This window comes from Micrococcus luteus NCTC 2665 (genome assembly GCF_000023205.1).
Taxonomy (GTDB): domain Bacteria; phylum Actinomycetota; class Actinomycetes; order Actinomycetales; family Micrococcaceae; genus Micrococcus; species Micrococcus luteus.
Map to the genome: position 1 here is coordinate 1704057 of NC_012803.1, position 14296 is coordinate 1718352.

Annotated in this window: 12 protein-coding genes; 4 read left to right on the forward strand and 8 right to left on the reverse strand. The window is 72.6% G+C overall.

Translation table 11 applies throughout. The features are described from left to right. Positions 1-63: 63 nt before the first annotated feature. The 5 genes from MLUT_RS19265 to MLUT_RS19285 all read right to left on the reverse strand — a co-directional run bounded on the left by MLUT_RS19265 (position 64) and on the right by MLUT_RS19285 (position 8283). Complete coding sequence (locus tag MLUT_RS19265; RefSeq protein ID WP_051497028.1) at positions 64-1944, reverse strand: ABC transporter ATP-binding protein; 1881 nt, start codon at positions 1942-1944, stop codon at positions 64-66. After that, complete coding sequence (locus MLUT_RS19270; RefSeq protein WP_012751013.1) at positions 1941-3131, reverse strand: ABC transporter permease; 1191 nt, start codon at positions 3129-3131, stop codon at positions 1941-1943. The genes MLUT_RS19265 and MLUT_RS19270 overlap by 4 nt, the downstream gene beginning before the upstream one ends. A 5-nt stretch (positions 3132-3136) precedes the next feature. Then, the gene (locus MLUT_RS19275) at positions 3137-4657 is read right to left on the reverse strand and encodes an ABC transporter permease (RefSeq protein ID WP_010080535.1); all 1521 of its coding nucleotides are present in this window, start codon (positions 4655-4657) and stop codon (positions 3137-3139) included. 162 nt (positions 4658-4819) lie between these two features. After that, positions 4820-6679 (reverse strand): ABC transporter family substrate-binding protein, encoded by a 1860-nt coding sequence (locus MLUT_RS19280; protein ID WP_012751014.1) that lies wholly within the window; start codon positions 6677-6679, stop codon positions 4820-4822. 194 nt (positions 6680-6873) lie between these two features. Next, the gene (locus tag MLUT_RS19285; protein WP_012751015.1) at positions 6874-8283 is read right to left on the reverse strand and encodes a phytoene desaturase family protein; all 1410 of its coding nucleotides are present in this window, start codon (positions 8281-8283) and stop codon (positions 6874-6876) included. A 133-nt stretch (positions 8284-8416) separates the two neighbouring features. Here MLUT_RS19285 and zupT point away from each other — a divergent pair, with 133 nt between their 5' ends. Further along, positions 8417-9205 carry a zinc transporter ZupT gene (gene zupT / locus MLUT_RS19290; protein WP_010080532.1) on the forward strand — a complete coding sequence of 263 codons (789 nt, stop codon included), beginning with the start codon at positions 8417-8419 and terminating at the stop codon, positions 9203-9205. A gap of 15 nt (positions 9206-9220) precedes the next feature. Here zupT and MLUT_RS19295 read toward each other — a convergent pair whose 3' ends face one another. Together MLUT_RS19295 and tpx are read right to left on the reverse strand one after the other, a co-directional pair. Continuing rightward, positions 9221-10402: a S1C family serine protease gene (locus MLUT_RS19295; protein WP_010080531.1), complete on the reverse strand. Its 1182-nt coding sequence runs from the start codon at positions 10400-10402 to the stop codon at positions 9221-9223. A gap of 2 nt (positions 10403-10404) precedes the next feature. Next, a complete protein-coding gene (tpx, locus tag MLUT_RS19300) occupies positions 10405-10905 on the reverse strand; it encodes a thiol peroxidase (protein ID WP_002855177.1) in 501 nt (166 codons plus the stop codon). Positions 10906-10986: 81 nt separating this feature from the next. Between tpx and MLUT_RS19305 the strand changes: the two genes are divergently transcribed. Continuing rightward, complete coding sequence (locus MLUT_RS19305; RefSeq protein WP_010080530.1) at positions 10987-11889, forward strand: patatin-like phospholipase family protein; 903 nt, start codon at positions 10987-10989, stop codon at positions 11887-11889. Between the two features lie 24 nt (positions 11890-11913). On the opposite strand, the gene MLUT_RS19310 is transcribed toward MLUT_RS19305, so the two are convergent. Next, complete coding sequence (locus MLUT_RS19310; protein WP_010080529.1) at positions 11914-12453, reverse strand: PACE efflux transporter; 540 nt, start codon at positions 12451-12453, stop codon at positions 11914-11916. A gap of 129 nt (positions 12454-12582) precedes the next feature. On the opposite strand from MLUT_RS19310, the gene MLUT_RS19315 reads away from it, so the two are divergent. After that, positions 12583-13101, forward strand: a complete 519-nt coding sequence (locus tag MLUT_RS19315; RefSeq protein WP_012751017.1) for a ferritin — start codon at positions 12583-12585, stop codon at positions 13099-13101. A 145-nt stretch (positions 13102-13246) separates the two neighbouring features. After that, positions 13247-14194, forward strand: a complete 948-nt coding sequence (locus tag MLUT_RS19320) for a DUF808 domain-containing protein (protein ID WP_010080527.1) — start codon at positions 13247-13249, stop codon at positions 14192-14194. The last annotated feature ends 102 nt before the right edge of the window (positions 14195-14296 follow it).

Sequence of the window (14296 nt, forward strand, 5' to 3'; positions counted from 1 at the left end):
TGGACCGGCGGGCCGGTGGGCCCGGGGCCGGCGGCGGGACGCGCCCGCCGCCGACCCGCGCGGTCAGTAGACGCCCTCGCCGAGGGAGGCGAGGAACTCGCGGCGCTCCTGGCGACGCTCCGCCTGCTGGTCCGGGTCCGGCACGGGCGCCGCCGCCAGGAGGCGACGGGTGTACTCCTCCTTCGGGCGGTGGAGCACCTCCTCCGTGGGGCCCTGCTCCACCTGGCGGCCGTCCTTGAGGACGAGCACCTTGTGGGCCAGCATGTCCACCACCGCGAGGTCGTGAGACACGAACAGGCACGCGAACTCGTAGCGCTGCTGCAGCTCCGCGAACATGTCCAGCACGGCGGCCTGGACGGACACGTCCAGGGCCGAGGTCGGCTCGTCCGCGATGAGCACCTGGGGGTCCAGGGTCAGGGCGCGGGCGATCGAGATGCGCTGGCGCTGACCGCCGGAGAGCTCGTGCGGGTACCGGTTCACCACGGAGCGCGGCAGCCGCACCGCGTCCAGCAGCTCCTCGGCGCGGGCCAGGCGTGAGCGCCGGTCCCCCACCTTGTGCACGACCATCGGCTCGGTGATGATGTCGCCGATCGGGAACCGCGGGTCCAGCGAGGCCGCCGGGTCCTGGAAGACCACGCCGATGTTCTTGCGCAGGGCGCGCTGCTCGGCCTTGGGCATCGTCGCCAGGTCGTGGCCCTGGATGCGCAGCGAGCCCTCCGCGATGGTGAGCAGGCCGAGCACCGACTTGGCGATCGTGGACTTGCCTGACCCGGACTCGCCCACCAGACCCAGGATCTCGCCCGGGGCCACCTGGAAGCTGACGTCGTGCACCACGCGGTTCTTCTTGCCGCGGTGGTCGTACTCGAGGTGGAGGTTCTCCGCCTCGATCGCGTACCGGGCCTGCGTCTGCGTGGCCGTGACCGGCTCCGGCTCCGCCACCTCGAGGGGCTCGCCGAGGCGCGGCACCGCCGAGAGCAGCTTCTGGGTGTACGGGTGCCGGGCGTGCTGGAGCACCTGGTGCACCGAGCCCTGCTCCACGAGCTCGCCGTGGAGCATCACGCACACGCGGTCCGCCATGTCCGCCACCACGCCCATGTTGTGCGTGATGAGCAGGATGCCGGTGTTCATCTTGTTCTTCAGGGAGCGCAGCAGCTCCAGGATCTCGGCCTGGACCGTCACGTCGAGCGCCGTGGTGGGCTCGTCCGCGATGATCACCTTCGGCGAGCAGCTGATCGCCATCGCGATGACGATGCGCTGGCGCTGGCCGCCCGAGAACTGGTGGGGGTACTGCTTGAGGCGGGTGGCGGCGTCGGGGATGCCCACCATGGTGAGCAGCTCGACGGCGCGCTTGTCCGCCTCGGTGCCGTAGGCGATGCCGTGCAGCTCGAGGGCCTCCGTGAGCTGGTCGCCCACGGTGAGGACGGGGTTCAGGGCCGTCATGGGCTCCTGGAACACCATCGCCACCTCGTCGCCGCGGATGCCGCGCAGCTGCCCCGGGGTCATGGTGAGCACGTCGCGGCCGGCCAGCTGCACGGAGCCGGTGACGTCCGCATTGCCCGGGAGCAGGCCCATGGCGGTGGCGCTCGTGACGGACTTGCCGGAGCCGGACTCGCCCACGAGGGCGACGACCTCGCCGGGTTTGACGTCGAACGTCACGCCCTTGACCGCGTGCACCTCGCCGAACTCGGTCGCGAACTTCACGTCCACGTCGCGGAAGGCGAGCACCGGCTCGCCGCCCAGGTCGTCGTGGCGGGCCACGACGCCCATCGCGCTCGTCGCGGGGCCCGGAGGGACGCCGACGGCGCCGGAGGAGCCGGGCACGGCGGCGCCGCGCGCCTCGAGGTCGGCCGACGACGCCGCGTGCGAGCCCTGCCCGTCGGCGGTCACGTCGTTCTCGTTCTTCTTGCCGAACATGGATCGGCCTTTCTTGTCGTTCGCGCTCATCGCTGACCGTCCTCGTCCGCGTCGGAGATCCGTGCGGATCCGCCGGCCTCCTCCACGGGGGCCTCGAGCCGACCGGCCGTCGGGGCCGCGGCCAGACCGCCCGCCGTCGTCGCACCGGCCTCGGTGGCGGCCGCGCGGCGGCCGAAGAAGCGGGGCCTGCGGTGGGCGCCCGCGCCCTGGCGCGGGTCGAAGGCGTCGCGCAGGCCGTCGCCGAGGAAGTTCACGGACAGGGCGATCGCGAGGATGATCATGCCGGGCCACCAGAACAGCCACGGACGGGTGGTGAACGCGTTCTGGTAGTCGGAGATGAGCAGGCCCAGGGACGAGTCCGGCGCCTTCACGCCGAAGCCGAGGAAGGACAGCGAGGTCTCCAGCAGCACCGCGCCCGCGATCGCGAACGTCGCGTTCACGACGATCACGCCGATCGTGTTGGGCAGCAGGTGCTTGAAGATCAGGCGGCCCGGCTTGGCGCCCATGGCGACGGCGGCCGCCACGAACTCCTTCTCGCGCAGGGACAGGACCTCGCCGCGCACGAGGCGGGCCAGGGACGTCCAGGACACGAGGCCGAGCACCACCGCGAGCGGGAGGATGCCCATCTTCATGCCGCTGGCCATCTGGCCGAGCACCGCGGCGAGCACGAGCAGCGGGATGACGATGATCAGGTCGGTCAGGCGCATCAGGACGGAGTCGACCCAGCCGCCGAAGTACCCGGACACGGCGCCGACGATCGCGCCGATCACGGTGGAGAGCAGGCCCACGATGGCCGCGATGATCATGGACTGCTGGGTCCCGCGCATCACGAGGGCGAAGTAGTCCTTGCCCGTGGTGTCCTGGCCGAAGGGGTGCTCGCCCCAGCGGATGCCCTCGCCCCCGAAGGCCTGCGGCACGACCGAGAGCGTCGGGCGACCGCCGTTCACCACGGAGGCCGCGGCCGTGTAGGACTTGTCCCACCAGCCGGGGATGCCGGCGAAGCCGATGGAGGAGAACGCCATCAGCGTGATGAAGACCAGCATGATCAGGGAGATCATCGCCGCCTTGTGGCGGAAGAACCGCTTGCGGACCAGGGCGCCCTGGGAGTAGGACTTCCCGGCCTTGGCGCGGAGCTTGGCGTCCTCCGCCTCCGCGAGGTCGAAGATCTGCTTCTCGTCGAGCTGCGCGCCCGTCGTCGAGGAGTTGTTGGTGGTCATCTGGCTCACACTCGAATCCGGGGGTCGAGGACGGCGTAGAGCACGTCCGCCACGAGGTTCATCAGCACGGCGGCGGTGCCCGTCACGAGGAAGAACGCCATCACGGGCATGGGGTCCACGTCGTGCAGGCCGGTGGCGAACAGCTCGCCCATCCCCTTCCAGCCGAACACCTGCTCCGTGATCACGGCGCCGCCGATCAGGCCGGCGAAGTCGAAGGCCATGATCGTGGTGATGGGGATCAGCGAGTTGCGGAACGCGTGCTTCAGGATCACCTGGCGCTCCGGCAGGCCCTTGGCGCGAGCGGTGCGGATGTAGTCCTGACGCGAGACCTCGAGCATGGAGGAGCGCGTGTACCGCGAATACGTGGCCACCGAGATGATGGTCAGCAGGATGGTGGGCAGCAGCAGCTGCGCACCGCGGTCCAGGAACACCACCCAGAAGTGGGCGTCCAGGTTCGGAGTGCCCGAGCCGATCGTGGAGATCGGGCGCGGCTTGACCTTCAGGAAGGCCGGCCAGTAGTTCATCAGGTGCTCCGCCACGATCGCCACGCCCATGATCAGGGCGGTCACCAGCGAGGCGGACACGGCCGAGCCCTTGGAGAAGCCGCCGAGCAGGCGGCCCACCAGGATGGCCACCAGCACGAGGATGACGCCGAGGCCGGCCAGCAGCAGCGCGGACGGCGTCCGCCACAGCAGGCCGTAGGTGGCGTAGTAGGCGACGAGGCCGATCGCGGCCGTGACCAGGGCGGCCTTGAGGACCGGCCGGTTGCGCAGACCGGAGATCACCGCGGTGGCGCCGACGGCGGCGGCCAGGCCGATGACCAGCTGCACGACCGGGCCCATCTGCGGATGCCGCCAGAAGTCGACGGCGAACAGCACCCAGCCGGCGAGCAGGATGAACGCGGCGGTGGCGCCGAACGTGAAGGCGCGCCGCGCGAGGTCGCCCGCCATGACGGCCTGCAGGACCAGGCCCGCGAGGACGGCGACCCCGATGAGGAGGGGCCAGTTCAGCTCGGGGCTGCGGATCCAGTCGTTGAACCGGATCCCCATGTACTCCTTCAGGAGCACGGCCGCCCAGAACACGGGCAGCGAGAAGAAGAGGAAGATCAGGAACGTGACCACGTAGTCGAGGCCGGAGTACTGGCGGATCGCGGTGACGATGCCGATCGCGATGCCGATGATGATCGCCAGGACGGTCGCCAGCACCACGAGGCGCAGCGTGGAGGCCGCGGCGTTGCTCAGCAGGTCTGCGACGGACTGACCGTTCCGGCTGAGGCCGAGGTCGCACTGACCGGTGACGCAGCCGCCGATGCCCTGGAGCCAGTCCCAGTACCGGGCGTACCAGGGCTGGTCCAGCCCCATGAACGCGGTGCGGGCGGCGATGAGGGTCTCACGGTTGGGGTTCTGTGACTCTCGCAGGTCCTGGAGGGGGTCACCCGAGTGGGCCACGAGGAAGAAGAGCAGGATCGACGCGCCGAACAGCACCAGGAGGGAGCTGCCGAGGCGCTTGAGGATGAATTTCAGCACAACAGGGGGTGACCTTCCGTGCGAGTGCAAGGGAAAGGGAGGGGTGCGGGTTCGCCGCGGTTCACGGCCAGAGCCCGGCCGGTGCCCGGCCGGGCTCTGTCCTCGATCCCGACGCCGGCGGTCCGCGGGAGGCGGACCGCCGGGTCAGAGGTCAGCGGGGTGTCACTCCTGGACGCGGACCCACTGCTCCACGTTCCACAGCGCACCCGACTGGGCGGCGGTGTCGCGCACGTTGGCGACGTCGGCCTTGTGGCCGACCAGACCCGGGTGAGCGTACAGCGGGATGGCCTGGAAGTCCTCCCACAGCAGCTTCTCGATGGTCTTGGTCTGCTCCAGCTGCTCGTTCTCGTCCAGCGAGGTGGCGAGCTTGTCCCAGGCCGCGTCCACCTCGGGGTTGTTGTAGCTCTGCTGGTTCTGGGCGCCGTCCGACTGGTAGATGTTCGCGCCGGAGGCCTTCTGGCCCGAGCCGGCCCAGGCGTAGAGGGCGGCGTCGTAGTCACCGGCCGGCATGACCTCCTTGAAGAACACCGGCGAGTTGGCGTCCTGCACGTCGAAGCCGGCCTGGTCGCAGGAGCTCTTGATGAGCGCGACGGTCTCGGTGCGACGCTGGTTGCCGGCCTGGTAGCCGAGGCGGACCGTGGGCTTGGAGACGCCCGACTTCTCGACGAGCTCCTTGGCCTTCTCGATGTTCGGCTGGTCCATCTCCTTCGGGTAGGCCGCGTCCACGACCTCCTGGTACTTGTCCTGGAAGGGGAAGACCTCGCGCAGGTTCATGACCTGGGCGTCCGCGTAGATCGGCTTGATCAGGTTGTCCACGATCTGCTGACGGGGCAGGCAGAGGGCGAAGGCCTCGCGCAGCTCCGGGGAGTCGGCGAAGACCGAGCCCTCGCCGCGGTTGTAGTCCACGTGCTCCCAGGTCAGCTGGTCACCGGTCTGGACGTTGACGTCGTCGCCGAGGCCCTCGAGCTGCTGGAGGGTGTCCACGGTGGCCTGCGGCTCGATGACGTCGAGGTCGCCGTTCTGCAGGGCCTGCACGTGGGTCTTGGGGTCGGCGAAGCGGAGGACGAGCTCCTTGGTGGCCGCCGGGGCGCCCCCGTACTCGGGGTTGGCCTCGAGGGTGATGGACTGGCCGGCCTGCCAGCCGCCGTCCTTGAACTTGTAGGGGCCCATGGAGGGCACCAGCGAAGCGTCCGGCAGCTCGCCGGGGCTGAAGTCCCAGCCGTCGTTCCAGAACTCGGCCGCCGGGGTGAGCGCCTCGACGTCCTTCTCCTTCGCGGCGGTGACGAGCTCCTCGAAGCTCATGCCCGCCTCCTTGGCGACGACGTGCGCCGGCAGCGCGGTGCTGATGAGGATCTCCCAGTCCGCGTAGGGCTCCGGGTAGGTGACGGTGAACTCCTTGCCGTCGGCCTCGCCCTCGGGCGCCTCCGGGATGTACTTGCCCTGCTCGAAGGAGATCGAGTCGAACAGCGGGGTCTCGGCACCCTCGGCCTTGATCGTGTCGTTGTTCGCGGCCCAGTGGACGATGAAGTCGCCCGCGGTGACGGGGGTGCCGTCGGACCACTTGGCGTCGTCGCTGATGGTGTACTTCACGGTCAGCGGGTCGTCCGAGGTCTTCTCGTACCGTCCGAAGTCCTTGTCCGGGATGATCGAGCCGTCGGTGCCGAAGTACCAGAAGGACGAGAACATGCGGTCCGCGACGGCCGAGTTGTACGTGGTGTACGTGTTCGACTGCAGGCCGTTGTAGGACAGGAAGTCGTCGGCGCCCACCGAGTAGGCGATGGAGCCGTCCTGGGTCTTGACGTCGCCCAGGTCGGCCTTCCCCGGCCCGGAGGCCTCGGCGGTGAGCTTCTGGCCCTTGTCCCCTTCGATGACGTTGCCGGCGCCCGAGTCGCCGCCCTGGCTGGCGCCGGAGCCGCTGCTGCTGGAGTCGCCTGCGTTGCCGCCGCCCGGGGCGCACGCGGAGAGGATGAGGGCCGAGCCGGCGGCCAGGGCCGCGGCAGCGGAGAGCTTCGTGTACTTCATGGAAGGTGCTTCCGTTCATGAGAGGTGCAAGGACGTCGCGCGCCCACATCCCTGTGGGGACCTGGTGGTGCGAGACGACCCCCGGGCCGTTCCGCCGAGACGGGACGTTCCGTGAGATGGAGCACACTGTAGCGGGCACATTCAGGTTCGCGAAAGTCCGAATCTGGATCCGTCCCGTCCGTGGCGCACAGCGGTCAGCGACGACGGTCCGCCAGCAGCGTCCGCACGGCCCACGCCCCGCCCATGCCATGGACGCCGGCGCCCGGCGGGGTGGAGGCGGAGGCCAGATACAGCCCGGTCCGACCCGCCCGGTGCGGCCGGGGCGACGCGGTGGGGCGCAGGAGCGCGCGCGCTCCCGCGAGCGATCCCCCCGCGATGTCGCCGCCCACGAGGTTCGGGTTCCACGCCTCCAGATCGGCTGGGCGCATCGCGACCGCGGCCCCGATCCGGTCCCGGAAGCCGGGTGCGTGCCGCTCCACCTCCGCCTCGATCAGCGGACGGACGTCGCCGGGGTGGCCGTGGGGCACATGGGCGTAGGACCAGACGACCGTGTGCCCCCGGGCGGGCCCGGTGGCCCGTGAGGGGTCCGCCGCCTGCTGCTGACAGAGCATGACGAAGGGCCGCGCCGGCATCCGGCCGGCCGCGACGTCGTCCTCGGCCCGCCGGATCTCGGCGGCGGTCCCGCCCAGGTGCACCGTCCCCGCGCCCGCGAGCCGGGCGTCGCGCCACGGGATCGGCCCGTCGAGCAGGAAGTCGACCTTGGACACGGACGGCCCGGGGCGCCACCGGCGCAGGGCGGCGGCGTAGCGCGGCGGCAGGCCCGTGCCGGCGACGCGCAGCACCTGGCGCGGGGTCAGGTCCAGCACGACGGCGTCCGCGGCGGGCAGCGCGCGCAGGTCCGTGACCTCGTGACCCAGGTGCAGCCGACCGCCGTGCGCCCGCAGCACCGCCACGAGCGCGTCGACGATCGCCCCCGACCCGCCGCGCGCCACCGGCCAGCCCGAGCTCATCCCGAGCGCGCCGAAGAGCGCACCGAACGCCGCCGTCAGGGGCCGGCTCGAGGGCAGGATCGCGTGGGCCGCCGAGCCCGTGAACAGGGCGCGGGCGGCCGCCGTGCGGAACATCGCCCGGCCCAGCAGATCGGCCGGCCACGGGGCGCGCAGGCCGAGCCGGGCCATCGCCACCGGATGGGGCGGGGGGCGCAGCACTGGGCCGAGCGCGCCCGCCAGGATCTCGTCGACGTGCGCGACCAGGGCCCCGTGCACGGCCCGCCAGGCCCGCGCGTCGACGCCGAGACCCGCGGCGGTGGCCTCGAGGTCCCGGTGCAGGAGGGCGGCCGGCCCGTCCGGCAGCGGATGCCCCATCGGCACGGCCGGGTGCAGCCAGGCGAGCCCGTGGTCCGTCAACCCCAGCTCCCGGAACACGGGGCTGGCGACGCCGAACGGATGGCCCGCCGCCCCGAGGTCCACCACGGTCCCCTCCCCCAGCACCGGCGCGGACGCGCACGCACCGCCGGGCACCGGGGCCCGCTCGAACACGTCCACCTCCCAGCCCTCGCGGGCCAGCAGAGCGGCGGCGGTCAGGCCGTTGGGGCCGGCGCCCACGACGACGGCGCGGCCCGGCTCGACGCCCCGGGGCAGGGAGAATCCGGGGTCGGCGGCGTGTCGGTCATGGTCTCCTCCTGCGGTCCCTAGAATGGTCCCACCCCGCCCGCCGCCCGTCAGGAGGCCCTCCCCCGTGGACCCGTTCTGGACCGCGCTCGCTCTCACGACGTTCGCCGGGCTGGCCACGGTGCTGGGCGGCGTCCTGGCGATCGTCGGACGCGAGCCCTCGGGCCGCGCGCTGGGGGCCTCCCTCGGCCTCGCCGCGGGCGTCATGCTCGCCGTCTCCTTCCTGGAGATGCTGCCGGCCGCCGTCGAGGGGCTGGGCGGGGCGGTCGGCCCCGCGGCGACCGCCGTCGCGGTGGCCGCCCTGACCCTCGGCGCAGGCGCCTACGTGCTGCTCGAGTGCGCCGTCCCCGACCCCGTCTCGGAGATGCCGGGCGACGTCGACGACCCGGCCGACCTGGACCGGCGGCGGATGCTGCGCCTGGGCACGGTGACGGCCCTGGCGATCGGCCTGCACAATCTGCCGGAGGGCTTCGTCACCTTCGCCGGCACCCTGCAGGATCCCTCGGTGGGCCTCGCGCTGGCCGTCGCGATGGCCGTGCACAACGTTCCCGAGGGCGTGGCCGTGGCCGTGCCCGTGCGGCAGGCCACCGGATCGCGGCGCAAGGCCTTCGCGTGGGCCGCGTTCACGGGGATCGCGGAGCCGCTGGGCGCGCTGATCGGCTGGCTGCTGCTGGCCCCGTTCCTCACACCCGCGCTCGTGGCCGCCGTCTTCGCGGCCGTGGCGGGCGTGATGGTGACCGTGAGCCTCGACGCGCTGCTGCCCGCCGCCCGGGCGGCCGGGGGCCGCGCCGCGGCGCTGGGCGGCGTGCTGCTGGGCGTGGCCGCGATGGCCCTCTCGCTGGACCTGCTCTCCTGAACGCCGGGGGGCCGGTCAGTTCACGAGGGCCGGCTGCAGGACCGCCTCCGCCTCATGCACCTCGCCGTCGGCGGTGCGCCACTGGACGGTGATCCGGTCCCCCACGTTGTGGTCGTTGACCAGGCGGGACATCCGGGAGGCGTCGTCGCCGACGGCCCGCCCCTCGATCTCGAGGATCACATCGCCCTCGACCAGGCCGATCTGCTCGGCCGCCGAGCCCGCGTCCACCTGCATGACCACGACGCCGACGTCGGGATCCGCGCCGACCATGATGCCCAGGGCGCCGTCCGCGCCGATGCTCACGGTGTCCGTCTCCTCGCCCGAGAGGACCTGGTCCACCACGTCGAAGGCCACCTCCAGCGGGATCGCGAAGCCGTCCACCTCGTCCGCGGTGGTCCCGTCGCTGGCCGCCACGGTCACGCCGACCACCTGGCCGGCGTCGTCCACCACCGGGCCGCCGGAGTAGCCGGGCACGACGTCCGCGTCCGTCTGGATCAGGCCGGACAGGCGCGCGTACTGATCGGTGCCCTCGGCCGCGGCCATGATCGAGCGGTCCGTGCCGAGCACGGTGCCGCGCACGGCCGTCAGGTGGCCCTGGCCCCCGCCGTTGCCGACGGCGGCCACCGTCTCCCCGCGACGCACCGGGTCCAGCGAGACGCTGGCCACCGGCAGGTCTGAGACGCCCTCGACGTCGAGCACCGCGATGTCGTGCTCGGCATCGCGCCCGAGCACCGTGGCCGTGTGCCGCGCGCCGGTGTCCGCGACCACCACGTGCACCTCCGAGGAGTCCTCGACCACGTGGTAGTTGGTCACCGCCAGTCCGTCCGGGGAGAGCACCATACCCGTCCCCGTGCCGGTGCGGGCGCCGAGGGCGGTCTCCACGAGGAGGATGCCCGGGGCGTCCGCGACCGGCTGGCCCGGGTCCAGGGACGATCCGTCGTGGGCCGACGCGGACCAGTCCACCGCCACGCCGTCGTGGACGTGCGTCAGGCCCGCCGCGAGCTCGCCCGCCTCCCGGGCGGGGGCCTCGGCGGCGGGCACGGTCGGGGCGGAGTCCCCGGCGACGTCGACCATCCGGCCGGCGAGGAGCGCGGTGAGGCCCCCGGCCAGGACCAGCGCGCCGAGCACGCCGAACAGCGCGATGACGAACGCCAGGGGCGAGCGTCGTGCGCGCGGCGGCCAGCCCGGCGGCGTCACGCTCAGCCCCGGGCGGCCGCCAGGGCGGCCTCGTAGTCCGGCTCCTCGGAGATCTCGGGGACGAGCTGGGCATGACGGACCACGCCGTCGGCATCGACCACGACGACGGCGCGGGCCAGCAGGCCCTCGAGCGGACCGTCGGTCATGCGCACGCCGTAGTCGTCGCCGAAGGACGAGCGGAACACGGAGCCGCTGCGAACGTGGTCGATGCCCTCGACCGAGCAGAAGCGTGCGGCGGCGAACGGCAGGTCCGCGGACACGGCCACGACGGTGGTGTCCTCGAGGTCCGCGACGCGGGAGTTGAACTCGCGGACGGAGGCGGCGCACACGCCCGTGTCCAGGGACGGGAAGATGTTCAGGATCACGCGGCGGCCGCGCAGCTCCTGCAGGGTCACCGGGGACAGGTCCGCCCCGGTGAGGGTGAAGTCGGGGGCGGGGGCACCCACCGGGGGCAGCTCACCGACGGTGTGGACGGGGGTGCTCTTCATGTGAGTCGTCGCCATGGGGACAGCCTAGGATGGGCGCGGCCGGACGGGAGCACTCCGCGCCCGGCTCGGCGGACGGCGAACACGGAGGGACCGACCATGACCGAGCCCATGACGTCCAACGTCACCGACACGGCGCTGCTGTTCGAGGGCGGGGGGATGCGCGCCGCGCTCACCTCGGCCGTGGTGGCGGAGCTGCTGCGCGAGCGGATCCACGTGGACTTCGTGGCCGGCATCTCGGCGGGCTCGTCCAACGCCGTGAACTACCTGTCCCGCGACCCGGCCCGCGCGCGGCGCTCGTTCGTGGACTTCGCCGACGATCCTCGGTTCGGCAACTGGCTGAGCTTCGTGCGCGGCAAGGGCCTGTTCAACGCCGAGTACATCTACGAGCACGCCGGCCTGCCCGAGGCGGACCTGCCCTACGACTTCGCCACGTTCCGCGCGAACCCCGCCCGGCTCGTGCTGGGCGGGTTCGACGCCGCGAGCGGCGAGACCCGCTGGTGGGACCGCTCCGACATGACCACCCTGACCGATCTGATGGTCCGCGTCCGCGCGTCGTCCACGATGCCGGTCCTCATGCCCCCGGTGCACGCCGAGGGCACCGTGTTCGTGGACGGCGCCCTCGGCGTGGACGGCGGGATCCCGCTGACCGCGGCGGAGGACGCGGGGTTCGAGAAGGTCCTCGTGGTCCTGACCCGGGAGCGCGGGTACGTGAAGCGGCCCGAGCGGTTCCCCTCGTTCTACCAGCGCACCTTCCGGCGCTACCCCGCCGTCGCGGACGCCCTGCTCACGCGCTGGCGCCGGTACAACGCGACCCGCGAGCGCCTGTTCGAGATGGAGCGGCAGGGACGGGCCTATCTGTTCGTGCCCGCGACCATGCCCATCTCCAACGGCGAGCGGTCCGTGGCCAAGCTGGCCGCCGCCCACGAGCTCGGCCTGGACCAGGTGCGCCGCGAGATGCCGGCGATCCGCGCGTTCCTGGGGCTGCCGGCGTCCCGCTGAGCCGCGCCTGCTCCGAGCGGTGGGTCAGGCCTCGGCGCGGGCGGCCGAGTCCGGCAGGCCGAACACCGAGTCGAACGCGTAGGCGTACACCGCGGCGTAGACGAGGAAGAACACGAGCAGGCCGGCCTCGATGAGGAACGCCTCCCCCAGCCCGATGCCGAGGATCAGCGCCACCGCGGGCACGAGGAACACGATCAGCCCGCCCTCGAAGCCGACGGCGTGGGCCACGCGCACCCACCAGGGTCGGCCCGTGATCCCGAGGCGGCGTTCGAGGGTCTCGAACACCGAGTTGAACACGATGTTCCACAGCAGGGCCACGGTCGAGGACACCACCGCCACGGCGAGCGAGGGCCCGCCGCCGTTGCCGAGCGCCGCCAGGATCCCGGTGGTGAAGAGGATGGCGAGCAGCTCGAAGACCACCGCGTAGACCACGCGGCGCAGCAGGGGCGTCCGGAACACGCGGCGGCGGACGAGCGCGTCCCGGCCTCCCGGGCCACGCGGCACGTCGGAGGGCGGCGCCGACGCGGGGTCGACGCCCGGGCGGGCGCGGTGGGTCTCGGACACGGCGCCCAGCCTAGGGCCGGGTCCGCGGGGCGCCGAATCCGGCGGAGCCCGCCGCCCGCCGTCGTCGCGCCTCGATGACGGGGCGGCGCGCCTTTACCGCGCCCCGGCCGCCTGCCTAGAGTTCGAGGCATGAAGCTGACCGATGACCTGCTGCAGAAGTTCGACGACCAGATCACCCTCGAGTTCGAGGCGTCCATGGTCTACCGCCAGCTCGCGATCGCCGCCGACGACCTGGACCTGTCCGGGATGGCCGCGTGGCTGCGGCACCAGGCGGACGAGGAGATCGTCCACGCCAACAAGTTCATCGACCATGTCACCGACCGGGACAGCGTCCCGACGATCGGCGCCATCCCGGCCCCGCCCGTGCAGGCCGGCCTGTCGGCCCTGGAGATCTTCCGGGCCGCGCTCGCGCATGAGCAGAAGGTCTCCGAGGCGATCCGCGAGCTGTACCGGGCCACCGAGTCCGCGGGCGACCTCAACTCGCGCCCGCTGCTGAACTGGTTCCTGGACGAGCAGATCGAGGAGGAGGCCACCGTCTCCGAGATCGTGGGCCAGCTCGAGCTCGTCGGCGACGACGGCTCGGGCCTGCTCCGCATCGACGGCCGCCTGGGCTCCCGTCCCGTGGAGACCACCGAGAACGACGCCTGAGCCCACCGGCGGCCTCGTCGGCCGCGCACGCACCGGCCCGGTCCCCCACGGGGCCGGGCCGGTGCGTGTCCGTCCTCGCCGCTATGCTCGACCTGCGCCCTGCCCGCGCACCGTCGCGCCCGTCGGCCCCGCCCCAGGAGGAACCATGGTCGGACTCGTAGCCCTGCTCGACGACGTCGCCGCCCTCGCCCGCCTCGCCGCCGCGAGCGTGGACGACGTGGCCGCCGGAGCGGGACGCGCTGCAGCCAAGGCGGCGGGTGTGGTGGTCGACGACGCCGCGGTGACCCCGCAGTACATGGCCGGCGCGGCCGCGGCCCGCGAGCTGCCGATGATCTGGCGGATCACCAAGGGCTCCCTGCGCAACAAGCTCGTGGTCATCCTGCCCGCGCTGCTGCTGCTCGACTGGCTCGCCCCCTGGATCCTGCCGTGGCTGCTGCTGGCCGGCGGCACCTACCTGTCCTATGAGGGCGCGCACAAGGTGTGGGGCAAGCTCGCCGGCCACGGGCATGCCGACGACGAGGAGCCTGCCGTCGAGCGGGGTCCGGAGGCCGAGGACACCGTGGTGCGCGGGGCCATCACCACGGACTTCATCCTGTCCCTGGAGATCATGGTCATCTCCATGAACGAGGTGGCCGACCTGGGCTTCTGGATGAAGGCGGCGATCCTGGCGGTGGTGGCCGTCGTCATCACCGTGGGGGTGTACGGGGTGGTGGGGCTGATCGTGAAGATGGACGACGTCGGCCTGCACCTGCACCAGAACGCCTCGACCTCCGGCGGCCGCTCGTTCGGCGCCGGGCTGGTCAAGGCCATGCCGCACGTGCTGCGCGTGGTGACCGTCATCGGCACCGTGGCGATGCTCTGGGTGGGCGGCCACATCGCCCTCGTGGAGCTGGACGCGCTGGGCGTGCCGTGGCCCTACGCCGTGCAGCACGGGATCGTCGAGCCCGTCACGCACGCCGCCGGCGCGTTCCTCGGCTGGCTCACGGAGACCGCGACGTCGGCCGTGTGGGGCCTGCTCTGGGGCTCGGTCGCGCTCGGGGTGGTCCTGCTCGTCGGACGCCTGCGCGGGAAGAAGGCCGTGCCCGCCCACTGATGCGGCGGCCGACGGGTCCGCCCCCACCCGCGCCCGACGCCGAGGCCCGCAGACGCGCCGCTACGCACGGAACGTAGCGGCGCGTCTGCGGGCCTCGGCGCT

What these genes read in the sequence shown, in the direction of transcription:
- MLUT_RS19305 (WP_010080530.1), top strand. Translation starts at nt 10,987, where the DNA reads ATGACCGAGCCCATGACGTCCAACGTCACCGACACGGCGCTGCTGTTC.
- tpx (WP_002855177.1), bottom strand. Translation starts at nt 10,905, where the DNA reads ATGGCGACGACTCACATGAAGAGCACCCCCGTCCACACCGTCGGTGAG.
- MLUT_RS19320 (WP_010080527.1), top strand. Translation starts at nt 13,247, where the DNA reads ATGGTCGGACTCGTAGCCCTGCTCGACGACGTCGCCGCCCTCGCCCGC.
- MLUT_RS19280 (WP_012751014.1), bottom strand. Translation starts at nt 6,679, where the DNA reads ATGAAGTACACGAAGCTCTCCGCTGCCGCGGCCCTGGCCGCCGGCTCG.
- MLUT_RS19270 (WP_012751013.1), bottom strand. Translation starts at nt 3,131, where the DNA reads ATGACCACCAACAACTCCTCGACGACGGGCGCGCAGCTCGACGAGAAG.
- MLUT_RS19265 (WP_051497028.1), bottom strand. Translation starts at nt 1,944, where the DNA reads ATGAGCGCGAACGACAAGAAAGGCCGATCCATGTTCGGCAAGAAGAAC.
- MLUT_RS19315 (WP_012751017.1), top strand. Translation starts at nt 12,583, where the DNA reads ATGAAGCTGACCGATGACCTGCTGCAGAAGTTCGACGACCAGATCACC.